This window comes from Streptomyces sp. NPDC058955 (assembly GCF_042741435.1).
GTDB lineage: Bacteria > Actinomycetota > Actinomycetes > Streptomycetales > Streptomycetaceae > Streptomyces.
Genome location: NZ_JBHYKM010000104.1, coordinates 13,411 through 28,738, shown reverse-complemented (window position 1 = coordinate 28,738; position 15,328 = coordinate 13,411). Strand labels below are relative to the sequence as shown.

Sequence of the window (15,328 nt, the reverse complement as noted above, 5' to 3'; positions counted from 1 at the left end):
CGGCTGAGGCCGGGACCGGGCCCGCGACGGGGGAGGGGGCCGGTCAGGTGCGGGCCGCGCTTCTGGCCGACGCCTCGGCGGGCGCGGGCGCGGGCGCCGGCGTGGTGCGGGAGGGGGCCGGGGTCCGCGCCGAGGTGCGGGTCTGGGTGAGGGCCGCGCCGAGGAGGACCACGACGGCGCCCACCGGGGTGTTCCAGGCGAGCTGCTCGCCGAGGAAGGCCACGCCCGCCGCCGTCGCGATCACCGGGATGAAGTACGTGACCATCGACGCCGTCGTCGGGCCGACCTCCGCGACCACGCCGTACTGGAGCAGCATCGCGTAGCCGGTGCCGAGGGCGCCGAGGGCGATCACCGAGAGCAGCGGGAGCAGCTCGACCGACTCCGGGAGGGTGGTGAAGAGCGGGGTGACGAGGGCCAGCTGCAGGGTGGCCAGGCCGACCTGGCCGGTCGCCAGGGAGAGGTGCGAGGCGCCGGTCCCGCTCAGGGTGCGGCGGACGTAGATCCAGCCGACCGCGTAGCTGAACGAGGCGAGCAGCGCCAGCGCCGTGCCCGTCACGTCCAGGCCGGAGAAGCCCTGCCAGGCGCCGAGGACCGTCAGGACGCCGATGAAGCCGATGCCGAGACCGGCCGCGCGCACCCGGGTGGGCCGGTCCTCGGAGAGCGCCACGAGCGACAGGACCATGCCCCACAGCGGGGTCGTCGCGTTGCAGATCCCCGCCAGCGTCGACGGGATCGTCAGCTCCGCGTACGCGAAGAGCGAGAACGGCAGCGCGTTGAGCAGGAACGCCGCCACCGTCAGGTGCCCCCACGTCCTGGCCCCGCGCGGCAGCCGGTCCCGCTTCACCACCAGCGCCACGGCCAGCACCGCCGTACCGAACAGCAGCCGGCCGAAGGTCACCTGGAAGGGCGCGAAGCCCTCCGTGCCGACCTTGATGAACAGGAAGCTGAAGCCCCAGATCAGGGCCAGGACGCCGAAGCGGACCCGCCAGTCGAGGAGGTGCGCGCGCAGGGAGCGACGGGCGGGGGAGGGGGACGGTCCGGGCGAGGGGGCGGAGGCGGCTTCGTGGCTCATGTACTCAGGGTGACGGCACCGATGTCGTAGAACAAGCGAGATTCTGTCGACCCCTTCGCTTAGCATTGCTTACATGTTGAACCTGGAGCGCCTGCGCACCCTCGACGCCGTCGCCCGGCACGGCTCCGTCAGCGGCGCCGCCGACGGACTGCACGTGACGACCTCCGCCGTCTCCCAGCAGCTGTCCAAACTGGAGCGGGAGGTGGGGCAGCGGCTCCTCGCCAAGAACGGGCGCGGGGTGCGGCTCACCGACGCGGGCATGCTGCTCGCCGAGCACGCGGCCCGGATCCTCTCCCACGTCCAGCTCGCCCAGGCCGACATCGAGGCCCAGCGCGGCCAGGTCGTCGGCGAGGTCCGGCTCGTCGGCTTCCCGACCGCCGCGCGCGGCCTCTTCCCCGCCGCCCTCGCCTCGCTGCGCGCCCGCCACCCCGATCTGCGGGTCCGCACCGCCGAGTTGGAGCCCGAGCAGGGCGTACGGGCGGTGCTGCGCGGCGACGCCGACCTCGCCATCGTCCTGGACTGGAGCAACCGGCGGGCGCCGGTCCCCGGCGAGCTGGAGCGCGCCCATCTGCTCGACGACGCCGCGGACGTCGCCCTGCCTGCCGGGCACCGGCTCGCCGGGCGCGAGGCGGTGGACCTGGAGGACTTCGCCGACGAGGACTGGGTGTCCTGGCCGGAGGGCGAGTTCTGCCACGACTGGCTGATGTTCACCCTCCGCTCCCAGGGCATCGAGCCGCGCATCGCCCACTTCGCGGGCGAGCACCACACCCAGCTCGCGCTCGTCGCCGCCGGACTCGGGGTGTGCGTCACGCCCCGGCTCGGCCGGCCCCACCCGGACGGCGTGGTCTGCGTGCCCGTACGGCAGCAGATGCGCCGGCACATCTACGCCACCTGGCGCACCGACGCCGGCCGCCGGCCCTCCCTGCGCGCGGTCGTCGAGGCGCTGCGGGAGGCGGGGCGGCCGCACGCGGGCTGACCGGGGCCCTGGGGCCCTGGTCGATCCGGTTGCCTCGGTCGACCTGGTGGTCCGGGTGGACCGAGTGGTCCCGGTGGCCCTGGGGTCACGCCCCGCCGAGCTTGCGGAAGTCCCAGGTGGTGACGGTGTCCGGGGTCAGCCGGAGCCAGGCGTGCCGGCCGTCGTGCGGCATGGCGTCCAGGCCGAAGTTCTTCGCCGCGAAGAGGCGCTCCACCGCGTCGAGTCCGGGGCACGGCTCGCCCGTGCGCGGCGCCTCGCCGACGAAGACCGCCGTCCCCGACAGCTCGGCCCCGCGCAGCTCCCCGTACTCCTCGCCGTCGTCCACCAGGACCGAGAGCCGGGGGTCGGCGCGCAGTTCGGCCCAACGGCGGCTGCGGGTCAGCGAGTAGAGCCAGAGCGAGGTGCCGTCCCACGCGAACCACAGCGCGCTGACGTGCGGACGGCCGTCGGCGGAGACGGTCGCCACCCGGCAGGTGCGCTGCTCGGTGAGGAAGGAGTCGAGCTCCTCCGGGGTCATCATGATCCGGCGTCCACGGCGCTGTGCGACGGTCATCGTCCGCACCCTTCTGGATTTCTGATGAGACGTCAGAAATCATGGGTGCGCGTCCGCGCCGGTGCAAGAGGCAGCGACGGGACGCGGAGACGAGGGGGAGCGATGGGTCGCAGGGAAGAGCTCGACGAGCGGCTCCGTCCGGACGGCGTCGTGCTGCTCACCGTCGAGTGCCAGGAGGGGGTCGTCGGCGCGCGGAGCGCCCTTCCCGAACTCGCCGCCGTCGCGCGGAGGTCGGGCGCCCTGGCCAATGTGGCCCGGCTCGTCGACGCCGCCCACGGCGCCGGCGTCCAGGTCGTCCACGCCGTCGCCGAACGGCGCCCCGACGGGCGCGGCTCCAACGCCAACGCGCGCCTCTTCCGGGCCGCCGCACGGCTTCCTGTGCAACAGCACAGCGGCTCGACGGCGGTCCGTGTCGCGGAGCCGATCCGGGTGGCGGACGAGGACCTGGTGGTACGGCGGCTGCACGGCCTGTCCCCGCTGGCCGGGACGGGGGTGGACGCGCTGCTGCGCAACCTCGGCTGCCGGACCCTCGTCGTCACCGGAGTGTCCGCCAATGTGGCGGTGCCCAACGCCGTCTTCGACGCGGTCAACCTCGGCTACACGGTCGTCGTCCCCCAGGACGCCATCGCGGGGGTGCCGGCCGACTACACCCCCGCGATGATCCGCAACACCCTCGCCCTGGTCGCCACCATCGCGACCACCGACGACCTGCTCGCCGCCTGGAAGGCGCCGCGCCGCGCCTCCTCCGCCGGGAACTCGGGCGGCTGACGCGCCCTCACGGCGGGTGAGCGGGGCGGCGCCGCTCCGCGTTCAGCCGAAGGAGATCTCCTCGCCCTTCACCTCGATCGGCTCGGGCGGCAGGGGCGACGTCGCCGGGCCCGACTTCACGCTGCCGTCCGACATGTCGAACTGACTCTGGTGGCACGGGCAGACGATCACGCCGTCCTTCACCTCGCGCACCGCGCAGCCCGCGTGCGTGCACTTCGACGAGAACGCCTTGAACTCCCCGGCCTTCGGCTGGGTGATGACCACGCCCTTGTCCGCCAGGACCTTGCCGCCGCCGACCGGGATGTCCCCGGTCTTCGCGAGCGGGCCCTGCGGGGCGCCGTCCGCGCCTCCCGTGCCGGTGTCGCCCTCCGCGTTCGAGCCCCCGCACCCGGCCAGCGCCGCCGCGGCGAGCCCCGCCCCGCCGGCCGCCACCACGGTCCGCCGTGCCACTCCGCTCATGCCTGCCCCTCTCCCGTACCGCCGCGCCGGTGCCTCACCGGCGCTTCCTGGAGCGACGGTAGACGGAGTCGCTGTGACGTACGCCCTGTTCGCCGCAGACTCCCCCCACGCGCCTGACAGTCCGCATTAGAGTGTCCGAACCTGGACATCCATCAGGTGAAGTGTCAAGTGCGCCGAGGATCCGGCGGGCGGGGGCCGGCACGGCCGGAACGGAGGCGACGGGCATGCGGACGGCGTCGGCGTCGGGGTCGGTCCACGCGCACCACGTACGGGCCGTCCTGCTGGGCGCCCAGCGGCGCGGGCTCGCCGCCGGACCGCTGCTCGCCCGCGCCGGACTCCCGGCCGAACTGCTCCCCGGATCCCCCGCGGGCGGCCCCGACCGGGTCCCCTCCCGACGGTTCGGGCGGCTCGTCCGGCTGCTGTGGGCGGCCCTCGACGACGAGCTGATCGGCTTCGGCGGCGCCCCCACCAAGGTCGGCACCTTCGCGATGATGGGGCACGTCGTCGTCCACGGCAGCCGCGACCTGCGCGAGGCGCTGCACCGCGCCCAGACCTTCTACTCCCTCTTCCCGGGCGGCCCGAGCTTCCGGCTCGTCGAACCGCCCGCGCCCGCGGGGGAGGACGAGGGGCCCGACGAGGTCCGGCTGGAGTTCGACGTCTCCGGGTACGACGACCCGCTGCACTTCGGCGTCGAGGCCACCGTCCTGGTCGCCCACCGCTTCGCCGGCTGGCTCGTCCGCCGCCGCGTCGGGCTGCGCCGCGTCGAGTTCGCCCACCCCGAGCCCCGCCACGCCGCCGAGTACGCCCTGCTGTTCGGCGCCCCCTGCGTCTTCGGCGCCGGGCGCACCGCCGCCGTCTTCGACCGTGCCGACCTCGACGAACCCGTGCTGCGGGACGCGGACGCCCTGGCGGGCTTCCTCCGCCGCGCCCCCGACGGCGTGCTCGTCTGCTCCGAGTGGGGGAGCACGGCCACCGGCCGGGTGCGCCACCTCATCGGTCGGGCGCTCCCCGCCGGGCCCGTGCCCACGCCCGAGGAACTCGCGGAGCGGCTCTCGGTCAGCCCGCAGACCCTCCGCCGACAACTGGCCGCCGAGGGCACCACGTACCAGCGGCTGCGCGACCAGGTGCGACGGGATCACGCCATCGCGGAGCTCACCGCGGGCCGGGTCTCCATCGAACGGCTCTCCCGGCAGCTCGGCTTCTCCGAACCCAGCGCCTTCCACCGGGCGTTCCGCCGCTGGACCGGCGAGACCCCGCGCGCCTACCAGGTCCGCGACCGGGGTGCCGTCCCCGTACCCGCCCCCGACGCCTTGTTGACGCGCGGTCAACAAGGCTGAGCGGTACGGTCACAGCCGCCGACCACCGCCCGGCCTACCGTCCCGCCATGACCGAATTCGACCGGTCCGGGGCCGTACCGCACCCCGGCCGCAGCGGCCACCGGAAGCGACGCCGCGAGGGGCGCCGATGAGGGCGGGCCGTGCCGTCGGCGCCGTGCTCGGGACCGGTGCCCTGCTCTGTCTGCTCGCGGGAGTGGCCGTGACCGCCCTCGGCGTCCGGGTCGACGGGTCCAGCATGGACCCGACCCTGCGCCCCGGCGACCGGATCCTCGTCTCGCCGGGTTCGGAGGGCCGGGTGCGCCGCTTCGACGTCGTCCTGCTGCGCGGCGGCCGGCAGGACTCCCTCCTGGTGAAACGGGTGATCGGCGTGCCCGGCGACCGGGTGGCGATCGTCTCGACCGGCGGGGAACCCTTCCAGGTGCTGCTCCAGGAGGGCGGCACGGGACCCGTCCGGCGGGTGGTCGCGCCCCAGTGGGAGGGCAGGGCCCTGCGCGCCGGGGCGTGCTGCTCGACGGAGGGCACGGGATCGGCGCGCGCCGCGCTGCGGACCGTGCCCGAGGGCGGCTTCTTCTACCTCGGCGACAACCCCGACCTCTCCGACGACTCCCGGCAGTACGGCTGGGGCGCGATCGACCGGGTCGAGGGGCGGGTCGGGCTGCGCGCCTACCCCGTCTCGACGGCGCCGGGCCTCGGCAACCGGCCCGTCCTGGAGGAGTACGCGGGACCCCGGCCGCCGTAGCGGCTCCGCGCCCGGCTCGGGGACGGCCGCCCGTGGTGGGACGCCGCCCGCCTCAGGCGCGGGCGCCGGCCGCCGTGGGAGCGGTGACGCCCGGCAGCCGTTCCGTACCGGTGCTCAGGGCGACCCGTACCACCGTGTCCGCGATCCGGCGGGCCGACTCCTCGGGCGAGGAGGCGGCCTGGACGACATGGCTCGCCGTCAGGCGGACCGCCGCGTCCACCGCCAGTTCGCGCGCGACCGGGTCGACCGAGGGCCAGGTCTCCGCCACGTACGTGCCCGCCATCGCCGTCGCCAGATCGAAGGCGGCGGCCGAACGGGTCGTCAGATAGGGGAGGAGGCCGTCCTCGCCCGCGCTGGTCAGCATCGCCTTGATCAGCGGATTGCGGCCGGCCAGCGTCAGCGTGAAGGCGACGGCCGCCTCCACCGCCGCGCGGAGGTCGTCCCGGTGCGCGTCCAGGGCCTGCTGGATGCCGACCAGGCAGCGCTCCAGCTCGCGCCGGAACAGGGCCTCGCCGACCGCGTCCTTGGACGGGAACTCGGAGTACAGGGTCTGCCGGCTGACGCCCACGTCGCCGGCCACGTGCGCCATGCGGAGCTTGGCGAAGCCGTGCTCCGCCACGCGGTCGAAGGCGGCGTCCAGCAGGCGTTCGCGCAGCAGTGTCCGGACCGTCTCCCTGAAGCGTGCCATCGCGCCAGCGTAGAGCAGCCCCCGCGGCCTCCCCCGGCCCGTGCCCCGGCCCGTGCCCCGCCTCCGCGCCCCGGCGTCAGAACTGCCAAGTCTGTCCGCGCTATTGACACAACTTCTCATAGTGTCCAATTCTCGAACAGGCAGCCACAGAGTGTCCGCCGTCCCCGGCCTCCGGCCCCGGACGTACGGCTGTCCCTCATCCACCCCGCGCCCTCCGCGCGGATCCACGGTTGGAGAACCCTCATGCAGAACGAGCCCAGAGGCGTCACCCGCTGGCGCAGATCGGCCTTCCTCGCCGTCCCCGCCTGCGCGGCGGTCGCGGCCATGGCGACCGCGATGGTCCAGGGCGCCCTCGCGGCGAACCTCTCCCTGACCAGCGTGCCGTTCACCCTCAGCTCCAAGACGGTGGCGGCCCCGCAGGGCATCGGCGCCGTCATGCACACGATCGACGCCGGCGGGCCCAAGGGTGCCGCGCAGGTCGGCATCGCCAAGGCCGGCCTCGACGGGATCTGCGTCCACGCCACCCAGTCGGTCAACCTGCCGGTGATCGGCAGCCTCGGCACCTGGTCGCTCAACATCTCCTCGCCCGCCGCCGCGACCCCGCTCACCAGTGACCAGCTGGCCAACGGCGCCGGGCTCCAGGCCAACAAGCTCATCCTCGACGCGCAGGCGCTCAAGGCGGCCACCGCCACCCTGAACGCCAGCGACGCCACCCCGAACGTCATCGGCGCCGCGGCCGACGGCGCCGGGATCAAGGCCACCGGCATCCAGGACGGCGCCGCGGGCCAGTTCGGCCTCGACGCCACCGGCGGCCGCACCGACATCAGCAACCTGAACGCCGACGCCAACGGCGCCACGATCGCCGGCGCCATCACGCTGCCGGACCTCGCGATCGCCATCAAGCACGGCGACACGGGCTGCTGACACCCCCTCCGCACCGCATGAGCACCACGGCACCAGCGCACCACCGCACGACCCGGACCGGGACGGCGCGCCACCGCGGGGCGCGCCGCCCCGGGCCCCGGCCGACCGCCCGCCCCTTCCCGGACCCTTCCTGTGAGGCCCCCGTGACGACCGACGATCCGCCCGAGACGCCCGGAGCACCGCCCTCCGGCCCGGCCCGCGCCCGCCGCGCCTTCCGCCGCTTCCGCCGCACCCGCCCTTTCTGGGCCGCGATCTGGATCGCCCTCGGCGGCTTCGTGATCTTCTTCCTGCCGATGGCCCCGCTCGGCCGGATCCTCCAGGTCGGCGTCGGCGGCATCGCCGGCATGGCGGGCGGCGTCGTCATCATGGCGATGGCCCTGCTCGTCCTCGCCCTGCCCGGCCAGCGCCACACCGCCGGAACCATCGCCGTCATCGCCGGCGTGGCCTCGTTCCCGCTGTCCAACCTCGGCGGCCTCTTCGTCGGCATGGCCCTGTCGGTCCTCGGCGGCGCCATGGCCTTCGGCTGGCTGCCGGAGAAGCCCGCCGGGCGCCGCGGCCGTCTCCTGCGCCGCGCCCGTACCACCGACGGGACGCCGACGTCCCCCGCGTCCCTGGGGAGCGGATCCGCATGAACCCCCTCCACGTCGGCGCCCGCGCCGCCTCCGAATGGAACGCCCGGATGCTCGCCGAGGCCGCCGACGGCACCCGGCGCGGCACCCGCTGGGGCCGCGGCGCCCTCGCGTTCGTCCCCTCCTGCCTCGCCGTCGCGGCACTCGGCGCGGCCATCGCACAAGGAGCCCTCGCCGCCAACTTCAGCGTCACCGGCCAGCCGTTCACCCTCACCTCCAACGGCGTCTCCGGCACCGGCTTCGGCGCCATCGTCAACACCCCCGCCGTGGGCCGCCCGGACGGCTCCACCACCACGAACACCGCGATGGCGCGCGTCGGCTTCGCCAGCGCCGGGCTGGCCGGACTCTGTGGGATCGTCCACCAGTCGATCGCGGGCGTGCCGTACTCGCTGCTGCTGACCGGCGGCCAGACGGTGACCGCGGCCCCGCCCGCGACCTTCACCACCGACATCGACGCCTCGAACCTCTACATCCAGGCGACCGAACTCCAGGCGTACGGCCCCACCACCCTGCAGAACGCGGTCCTCGGCCAGTCCGCCGACCAGGTCACGGTCGCCGGCAAGCCGCTCACCGGCGCGCTCCCCGGCGGCTTCGGCCTCGGCTCGGCCGGCGGCGAGGGCGGCAGCTCCATCAAGCTGCACGGCCTCCACGCCACCGCCTACGACGCCGAGATGGCCGGGGCGCTCGTGCTGCCCGACCTGAAACTGAGGGTCGTCGCCGGAACGGCCACCTCATGCTGAGCCGGCCGGGCAGGGCATTCGCACAATTCCGGACCGCCGCCGCCTGGTTCCGCGCCTTCCGCCGCACCCGCCCCTTCTGGGGCGGGGTGTGGCTGGTGGCCGGCGGCTGGACCGTGCTCAAGTTCTCCCTCAGCTCGGTGCAGCTCATCGTCAGCACCGGCTTCGGCGGCATCGCGGGCTACCTGGTCGGCGGCGGGATGATCCTGTGCGGACTCATCCCGATCGCCGCGCCCCGGCAGCGCTACACCTTCGGGCTGATCGGCTGCGTCCTCGCCGTGGTCTCGCTCGTCGTCTCCAACCTCGGCGGCTTCCTCCTCGGCATGGCCCTCGGGGTGCTGGGCGGCTCGATGACCGTCGGCTGGGGCGCCCGGCGGCCCCGCGCCGCCGCCCCCGCGGCCGTACCCGAGGCGGTGGAGGGATGACCGGCGTACGCGAGCGGCGCAAGGCGCTCGCGGTGGTGGCCGCGCTGCTGCTCGCCGTCGCCACCGCGCTCGCCTCCGGCCGGCCGAGCAGCGCCGCGGGCCGCCCGCCCGCGGCCGTGGAACCGCTCGGCGTACCGTTCCTGCCCAGCCCGTACCCGCTGCACGTGACGATCGACAGCATGGTCGCGGTCTCCCTGACCGTCGACAAGGGGGTCACCATCCGGCTCTCCGACGGCACCACCCGGGTCACCAACAAGTACACCTTCACCAAGCTGAAGATCCGCTCCCACATGAACGTCACCCAGCGCGCCGACGGACACACCCTCGTCATCGACGTGCCGAACGAGGGCTCCCTCGGCGGCTACGACAGCGCCGGCCAGCCCGAGACCACGACCATGTGGGGGAACATCACCAACGTCTGCGTCCGCGTCCTGTTCAAGATCTGCGGAGTCCAGGGGCTGCTCGACTTCTTCGGCTCGATCATCCCGCTCACCGCCGGGGCGGAGGAGTTCGCGGGCGACATCTACGCGATCAGGACCGTCGACGACCACGCGGAGCTCAACTCCACCGACAACCCCGTCCACCTCCCCGGAACGATCACGGTGACCACGCCATGAGCCGCCCAGCCCCCCTCCGCCCCCACCACCCTCGCCGCCCTCGCCGCCCCGAGGGGCGCACCCACTGGTGGCGCGCCCTCGCCGTCGCCGCCCCCGCCCTCCTCGCCGCCGGCGGCCTCGGCTCGGCGATGGCCACCGGGGCCCTCGCGGTCGGCCTGCGCGTCCAGGACCAGCCCGTCGACTTCACCACCAGCAGCCTGTACGGGACGCAGTACGGCGCCGCCGTCGTCGACCAGGAGGTCGTACGGGCCGACGGCACGGCCGGCAGCGTGCGGGTGCTGCGGATGGGCTTCGCGGACGGCGTCCTCAACGGACTCTGCCTCAGCCGGCGGCAGCAGATCGCGGGAGCCACGTACACCCTGCTGCTCACCCTCGGCGACGACAACCCCGGCTCCTGGGAGATCCGCACCCGGAACACCGTCCTCGACCTCAGGAACGCCACCGGCGAGCTCGACATGGACGGCGTCGTCGACCTCAACGTCAACGGCGCCGACGTCCGCACCGTCAAGGACGCCACCGGCGCCTACGTGCCCAACCCGCTGGGCGCCCCGCAGCACCGCTTCGGCATCCAGGCCCGGTACGCCAAGTTCGACCGGATCACCGGCACCGCCCAGGACTTCCAGATCCCCGGACTGCTCACCACGCCCCGCCTGAAGCTCTCCGTCAAGCCCGGCACGGTCGCCTGCCCGCCGCCGGCCGCCCCCTCCGGGACCCCCGGGACGCCCTGAGGCGGAGCGGTCCCGCCCGGCGGCACACGGCTCCGTAATCCTGCGGGCAAGACCACCCGAGATCCACACGCTCCCGTCCGTCCTCGGCGCCCGGCGCCGGCACGTCCTCGGCACGTCCTCGGGGCGCCCGACGGCGGCGGCCCGCCGGACGCGCCGCCGCCCGCCCGCCCGCGCCGGTCCGGTCCGGTCCCGGTCCGGTCTCAGTCCAGCAGTCCGAGCAGCCAGCCGAAGAAGGCGCCCACCGCGCCGAAGGCCCACTGGGCCAGCACGACGAGCAGGACGCAGAAGCCGAGGAAGAGGACCGTCCCCCAGCCGCAGCCGTGGCCTCCCACCTCCGCCGAGTGGTCCCGCCCGCCGCCCGCCTCGAAGTCGAACAGATCCATGAACTCCCCCTGATCCTCCGTGGAGCCCCCCGGCCCCGTCCCCTTGACCCCAGGACTCCGCCGCACGCCCGCCGGTTCCCGCCCGGCCGCGCCGGACCGGGCCGGATAGCCTGGGCCGATGCTTACCGAAGTGACGGCGACCCGCTACGTCACGCCCTTGCGCGAGGGCGGATCGCTCCCGGGGATCGTCGAGGCCGACGATCTCGGCACGTACGTCATGAAGTTGTCTACCTGGTGGCGCTGACCTGCATCGATGCGGCTGTGCCCGCCCCTGACCTGCGCGGATAGATCTTTCAGCGTCTTTCGGGATCGTGCTGCGTTACGCGGCCGATTCTCCCCACGCGCTCCCCAGGCCCGTCGATACTCCCCAGATTCTCCCCAGGAAGTGACGTTGCGGCGGGCCTGGGTGGCACGGGACGTCATGCCACCGGAGGTGCTGCCAAGGGCACGTTGAGTGACTGCCTGCGAGGCAGGGGAGAAGCATGGCGCTGAGTGGATGAGCGCAAGGCGTGAGTCTGACTTTGCCTGAGCAGGCTCAAGTTCGAACCCACCGCCGTAAGCCGACGTCTTTCCGGTAACGCATCACGTGGAATGCGTCGCCATCCTCGAACCAGCCGCAATGATGGCTGGTTGTCTCGGAAGGAGCTGGCCAGCGTGGCGACCGGCTGCGATGAGGGCTGCTGACGCCGGTCACGTCAGGTGGGGATCGTGGGGCACGGGCTGCTGCCGGGCGAGTGGCGCTGGCTGATTGGCGAGGGATGGGCCGTCGCAGTGATGTCCCCTGCGTAAGATCCATTGACTGTGTGCAGATCCGCCCGAGGTGCGGGAGGGGTCGGGTGGTCGGAGGGGAATGTCATGAGCGATCCGGGGACGCAGCTTTCCAGGCATATCTGGTCACTCACGGACCTTCTTCGCGGGGACTTCAAGACATCCGAGTACGGCAGCGTCGTATTGCCGTTCACCGTACTGCGGCGCTTGGATTGCCTGCTCGAGCCCACGCGCCAGGAGGTGCTGGACGCATCGGCCAAACTGGCGGACAGAGGTGCATATCCGGACTCGTACCGGGATTTTGCGCTCCGCCGCGCCTCTGGCCATCCCTTCTTCAATGCCAGTTGCTACGCCCTGGATGCTGTCGTCGCTGATCCGAGTAGTTCGGTGGCGTTGCTGCGTGAGTACGTGCGCGGTTACTCCGAGAACGTCAGGGACGTGTTCCAGCGCTTCGAGTTCGACCGCACCGTCGAACGGCTGCACCACACTGGGCTGCTGTATGCCGTCGTCAGCCGGTTCCTCTCCATGGATCTAGGGGCGCCCCTCTCTGCCGACGACATGGGGTTCGTGTTCGAGGACCTCGTACGGCGCTCTGCCGACCAGGCAGGAGGGACTGGCGCCGACGAGCACGTCACCCCCCGTGACGTCGGCCGGCTGATGTCTGCACTGCTGGTGCGGCCCGATCAGCATGCGCCTGGCGTACTCCGCACGGTGCATGACCCGGCCTGCGGGACGGGCGGACTGCTCGAGGAGGTGGCCAGGCGCATCGAGACCGCCAACCCCGAGGCGCATGTGTCCTTGTACGGCCAGGAGATCAACGCTGAGACCTGGGCCGTCGCAGGCTCCAACATGCTGATGAGCGGACGCGACCCGGGGCAGATCCTGTTCGGGAACGTCCTGCGGGAGGACCGCTTCGGCGATCAGCGCTTCGACTACCTGTTGGCGCACCCTCCATTCGGTCTCAGCTGGAAGCACGCTGAGCAGCAGGTCCGCGCCGAGCATGAGCTGGGCGATGCAGGACGGTTCGGTGGCGGGCTGCCGCGCGTCAGCGACGGATCGCTGCTCTTCCTTCAGCACATGCTGGCGAAGATGAAGCCGGTGGACGCTTCTGGTAATGGTGGCAGTCGTGTCGTGGTCCTCTTCAGCGGCTCTCCCATGCAGGGGGGAGCCACTGGTCTGGGTGAGTCCGACGTCCGGCGATGGATTGTCGAGAACGACTGGCTCGAGGGCATCGTCGCCTTGCCTGACCAGCTTTTCTACAACACCGGCGTCAGTACGTACCTGTGGGTCCTGAGTAATCGCAAGGAGTCGGCGCACAGGGGCAGGGTGGCCCTGGTCAAGGCACAGGACCACTGGCAGAAGACCCGGCAGTCATCGGGCAGCAAGCGGAAGTACCTCGGCCCCGATCAACTCGACAAGATCGTCCGGCTTTACGAAGAGGCGCTGTCGGCTCCGGTCGGCGGATCTCCACGCGATCAGGTGAGTGTCGTGCGGAACGAGGACCTGCTGTACCGGCAGATCGTCATCGAGCGCCCCCTGCGTTTGCGCTTCGAACTCACCACCGACGGCTTGCAGCAGCTCACCTCCCTGCGGCCGATCCAACGAGGGGACCACCCCGAGAAGGTGGTCGGCGCGCTGCGTGGGCTCGTCGGAACGTCTTGGACCACCGGCTCCGACGCCTTCTCGGCACTGCGGGACGCGGTCGCGGCCGCCGGCCAGACCTGGCCGCGAGGTGCCGCCTTCGAAAGGAGCGTCCGAAACGCGATCGGGGTGCGCGATGGCCAAGGAGAAGTGCAGCAGCGCCGAGGTGTGACGGAACCTGATCCGGAGTTGCGTGACCTTGTCGTCGTGCCGTTGCGGGACGATCCTGATGAGTACTTCCGTAAAGAGGTGTTGCCCCACGCTCCAGATGCCTGGCTCGACGATGCGAAGACCCGGCTCGGGTGCGCCATCCGGACTTCGCTCTTCTACGTCGCGGAGCTTGACGGAGAGTTCGGGCCGCTGCGTGCCTTCGCGCAGCTTGAGACAGAGCGTGTCAAGCTGCGCCGTCCGCGACGCGGCGAGGCAGAGCCCATCCCGCCCAAGCACCTCACGGCGTCCTACCTGCACAGTGTCGACTCGGCCTTGGAACTGCCGGATGCCGAACTGGACGACTCCGAACTGACACCCTGCACGGGCGGCGACTTGGTCGGGCGCTCTGGTAACTGGCGCCTTCTGCCTGCAGGGTTCGGTGACGCAGTCACTCGGCTATTCGTACTGCACCCCACCCCCGGGAGCGGTCGTGGACTATGTGAGTGGCTCAACTCCCGCAAGGAAAACGCGGCTTACCCGCAAGCCCGAGAGCTGCTCGACACGCCGGTACCAGTGGAGCTGGTCTCCGCCCCGGAGGTCGAGGATCTACTGGAAGAGGTGCAGGAGGGCCGTCATGCGCTACGAATGGCGACGGACGGCATCTTGCCGAACGTCTTCGCCGGCCCCGAGACACGCATTGCAGAGATCCGTCAGTCCATCCGGTTCATCGCCCGCGAAGCGCGCCTCGCGGGACAATTGGTGCGCCCTTTCGACGACCCCGTGTGGCGTGCGGAGGCAAGCTATCCATTTCACGTAGCCGCTCTCGCGCGGCGTTACCGCGTGAGCACCCACCCGGCCGAGCGGAAGGATGGACTGCTCAAGCTTGGTGAAGGAACGGCGCGCACGCTGGGCGTCCTTGCCTTGCGCGAACTCATCGCGCACCACGGGAGCTTCACCAGCTCCCTACGCAAGACTATCGGTCATGGGGCGACCTTTGGCACCTGGACCACGCTCATCAAGAAATTTACGGATGAGGTCCCCACACCTCAGCTGCCGGAACTCCTCGCGCTCCGCGAACACGGCGTCACGCTATCGCTCCTGAAGGAAATCAAGGATCACCGTAACAATTCCCACCACGCTCACGGGGTGCGCAGGAATCACGAACTCGACGAGGACGTCGAAAAGCTCGAACCTTATGTGGTATCGGCGCTCAACTCGGTTAACTGGCTGTCAAGCACCGACTGGTTCTGGGTGGAGCGCTGTGAATACCTCGATGATTCATCCTTCCAGGCTGTGGGCCTGAGGCTACGAGGGAGCCACCCGAGCTGGGAGCCGTTCAGCAGGCCGATCAACCACCCCCTGCGGCCGGACAGGATATATGTCGACGGTAACCCGTCAGGCGTCCCGATCGATCTATGGCCATTGGCGATGGTCAGCCTGTGCCCGGACTGCCGCACGCGGGAACTGTTCCTGATCAACAGCACTTCACATGGCACGGCAGTTCTACGCAGCCTGGAGGAGCACGAGCTGACAATCCCGTACACCACCCAGAACCAGAATTGATCTTGCGAGGGATGCGCGGCTGCTGGGTACTGCTTGAGCCGATTAGCGAGTCTTGGTCGTTGCGGGGTGGGGGGGGGGCGCGGCGGCGGGGGCGAGGCGCCGGCGGTGACGAAACACATAGACTCACACCCGCCCCGAGGTAGGTGTGTGGGTCGGGCTGGGGGGGTGGTG

17 protein-coding genes are annotated in these 15,328 nt (G+C 71.9%); 12 read left to right on the top strand and 5 right to left on the bottom strand.

All coding sequences use genetic code 11. The annotated features are described in order from the left end of the window. Positions 1 to 43: 43 nt before the first annotated feature. Positions 44 to 1,072, bottom strand: coding sequence for a DMT family transporter (locus tag ACFW1I_RS30080; RefSeq protein WP_384675812.1), 1,029 nt, complete (start codon positions 1,070 to 1,072; stop codon positions 44 to 46). A 73-nt stretch (positions 1,073 to 1,145) separates the two neighbouring features. On the opposite strand from ACFW1I_RS30080, the gene ACFW1I_RS30075 reads away from it, so the two are divergent. Next, a complete protein-coding gene (locus ACFW1I_RS30075; protein WP_384675810.1) occupies positions 1,146 to 2,048 on the top strand; it encodes a LysR family transcriptional regulator in 903 nt (300 codons plus the stop codon). Between the two features lie 85 nt (positions 2,049 to 2,133). On the opposite strand, the gene ACFW1I_RS30070 is transcribed toward ACFW1I_RS30075, so the two are convergent. Further along, positions 2,134 to 2,601 carry a pyridoxamine 5'-phosphate oxidase family protein gene (locus tag ACFW1I_RS30070; protein ID WP_031013273.1) on the bottom strand — a complete coding sequence of 156 codons (468 nt, stop codon included), beginning with the start codon at positions 2,599 to 2,601 and terminating at the stop codon, positions 2,134 to 2,136. Positions 2,602 to 2,703: 102 nt separating this feature from the next. On the opposite strand from ACFW1I_RS30070, the gene ACFW1I_RS30065 reads away from it, so the two are divergent. Continuing rightward, entirely contained in the window at positions 2,704 to 3,369 is a 666-nt protein-coding gene (locus tag ACFW1I_RS30065) for a cysteine hydrolase (protein WP_384675807.1), read from the top strand. 42 nt (positions 3,370 to 3,411) lie between these two features. On the opposite strand, the gene ACFW1I_RS30060 is transcribed toward ACFW1I_RS30065, so the two are convergent. Further along, the gene (locus ACFW1I_RS30060) at positions 3,412 to 3,828 is read right to left on the bottom strand and encodes a Rieske (2Fe-2S) protein (RefSeq protein ID WP_384675805.1); all 417 of its coding nucleotides are present in this window, start codon (positions 3,826 to 3,828) and stop codon (positions 3,412 to 3,414) included. Positions 3,829 to 4,052: 224 nt separating this feature from the next. Between ACFW1I_RS30060 and ACFW1I_RS30055 the strand changes: the two genes are divergently transcribed. Both ACFW1I_RS30055 and lepB read left to right on the top strand, forming a co-directional pair. Then, positions 4,053 to 5,165: an AraC family transcriptional regulator gene (locus tag ACFW1I_RS30055; RefSeq protein ID WP_384675803.1), complete on the top strand. Its 1,113-nt coding sequence runs from the start codon at positions 4,053 to 4,055 to the stop codon at positions 5,163 to 5,165. A 127-nt stretch (positions 5,166 to 5,292) separates the two neighbouring features. Then, complete coding sequence (gene lepB / locus ACFW1I_RS30050) at positions 5,293 to 5,904, top strand: signal peptidase I (protein WP_384675801.1); 612 nt, start codon at positions 5,293 to 5,295, stop codon at positions 5,902 to 5,904. 52 nt (positions 5,905 to 5,956) lie between these two features. On the opposite strand, the gene ACFW1I_RS30045 is transcribed toward lepB, so the two are convergent. Then, positions 5,957 to 6,592 carry a TetR family transcriptional regulator gene (locus ACFW1I_RS30045; RefSeq protein ID WP_384675799.1) on the bottom strand — a complete coding sequence of 212 codons (636 nt, stop codon included), beginning with the start codon at positions 6,590 to 6,592 and terminating at the stop codon, positions 5,957 to 5,959. Positions 6,593 to 6,835: 243 nt separating this feature from the next. On the opposite strand from ACFW1I_RS30045, the gene ACFW1I_RS30040 reads away from it, so the two are divergent. The 6 genes from ACFW1I_RS30040 to ACFW1I_RS30015 all read left to right on the top strand — a co-directional run bounded on the left by ACFW1I_RS30040 (position 6,836) and on the right by ACFW1I_RS30015 (position 10,652). Continuing rightward, complete coding sequence (locus ACFW1I_RS30040) at positions 6,836 to 7,516, top strand: DUF6230 family protein (protein WP_384675797.1); 681 nt, start codon at positions 6,836 to 6,838, stop codon at positions 7,514 to 7,516. 143 nt (positions 7,517 to 7,659) lie between these two features. Continuing rightward, a complete protein-coding gene (locus tag ACFW1I_RS30035) occupies positions 7,660 to 8,148 on the top strand; it encodes a DUF6114 domain-containing protein (protein ID WP_384675795.1) in 489 nt (162 codons plus the stop codon). Beyond that, complete coding sequence (locus tag ACFW1I_RS30030) at positions 8,145 to 8,885, top strand: DUF6230 family protein (RefSeq protein WP_384675793.1); 741 nt, start codon at positions 8,145 to 8,147, stop codon at positions 8,883 to 8,885. The genes ACFW1I_RS30035 and ACFW1I_RS30030 overlap by 4 nt, the downstream gene beginning before the upstream one ends. Then, positions 8,879 to 9,307 carry a DUF6114 domain-containing protein gene (locus tag ACFW1I_RS30025; RefSeq protein ID WP_384675791.1) on the top strand — a complete coding sequence of 143 codons (429 nt, stop codon included), beginning with the start codon at positions 8,879 to 8,881 and terminating at the stop codon, positions 9,305 to 9,307. The genes ACFW1I_RS30030 and ACFW1I_RS30025 overlap by 7 nt, the downstream gene beginning before the upstream one ends. Further along, positions 9,304 to 9,924 (top strand): hypothetical protein, encoded by a 621-nt coding sequence (locus ACFW1I_RS30020; RefSeq protein WP_384675789.1) that lies wholly within the window; start codon positions 9,304 to 9,306, stop codon positions 9,922 to 9,924. Before ACFW1I_RS30025 ends, ACFW1I_RS30020 begins: the two co-directional genes overlap by 4 nt. Then, positions 9,921 to 10,652 (top strand): DUF6230 family protein, encoded by a 732-nt coding sequence (locus ACFW1I_RS30015; protein WP_384675787.1) that lies wholly within the window; start codon positions 9,921 to 9,923, stop codon positions 10,650 to 10,652. Before ACFW1I_RS30020 ends, ACFW1I_RS30015 begins: the two co-directional genes overlap by 4 nt. A 200-nt stretch (positions 10,653 to 10,852) precedes the next feature. Here the strand turns inward: ACFW1I_RS30015 and ACFW1I_RS30010 are convergent, their stop codons facing one another. Next, positions 10,853 to 11,035 carry a hypothetical protein gene (locus ACFW1I_RS30010; protein ID WP_384675785.1) on the bottom strand — a complete coding sequence of 61 codons (183 nt, stop codon included), beginning with the start codon at positions 11,033 to 11,035 and terminating at the stop codon, positions 10,853 to 10,855. Positions 11,036 to 11,153: 118 nt separating this feature from the next. Between ACFW1I_RS30010 and ACFW1I_RS30005 the strand changes: the two genes are divergently transcribed. Together ACFW1I_RS30005 and ACFW1I_RS30000 are read left to right on the top strand one after the other, a co-directional pair. Next, on the top strand, positions 11,154 to 11,279 hold the full coding sequence (locus ACFW1I_RS30005; RefSeq protein WP_255325241.1) for a hypothetical protein: 126 nt from the start codon (positions 11,154 to 11,156) through the stop codon (positions 11,277 to 11,279). A gap of 611 nt (positions 11,280 to 11,890) precedes the next feature. Beyond that, entirely contained in the window at positions 11,891 to 15,157 is a 3,267-nt protein-coding gene (locus tag ACFW1I_RS30000; RefSeq protein ID WP_384675783.1) for an N-6 DNA methylase, read from the top strand. Positions 15,158 to 15,328 lie beyond the last annotated feature (171 nt).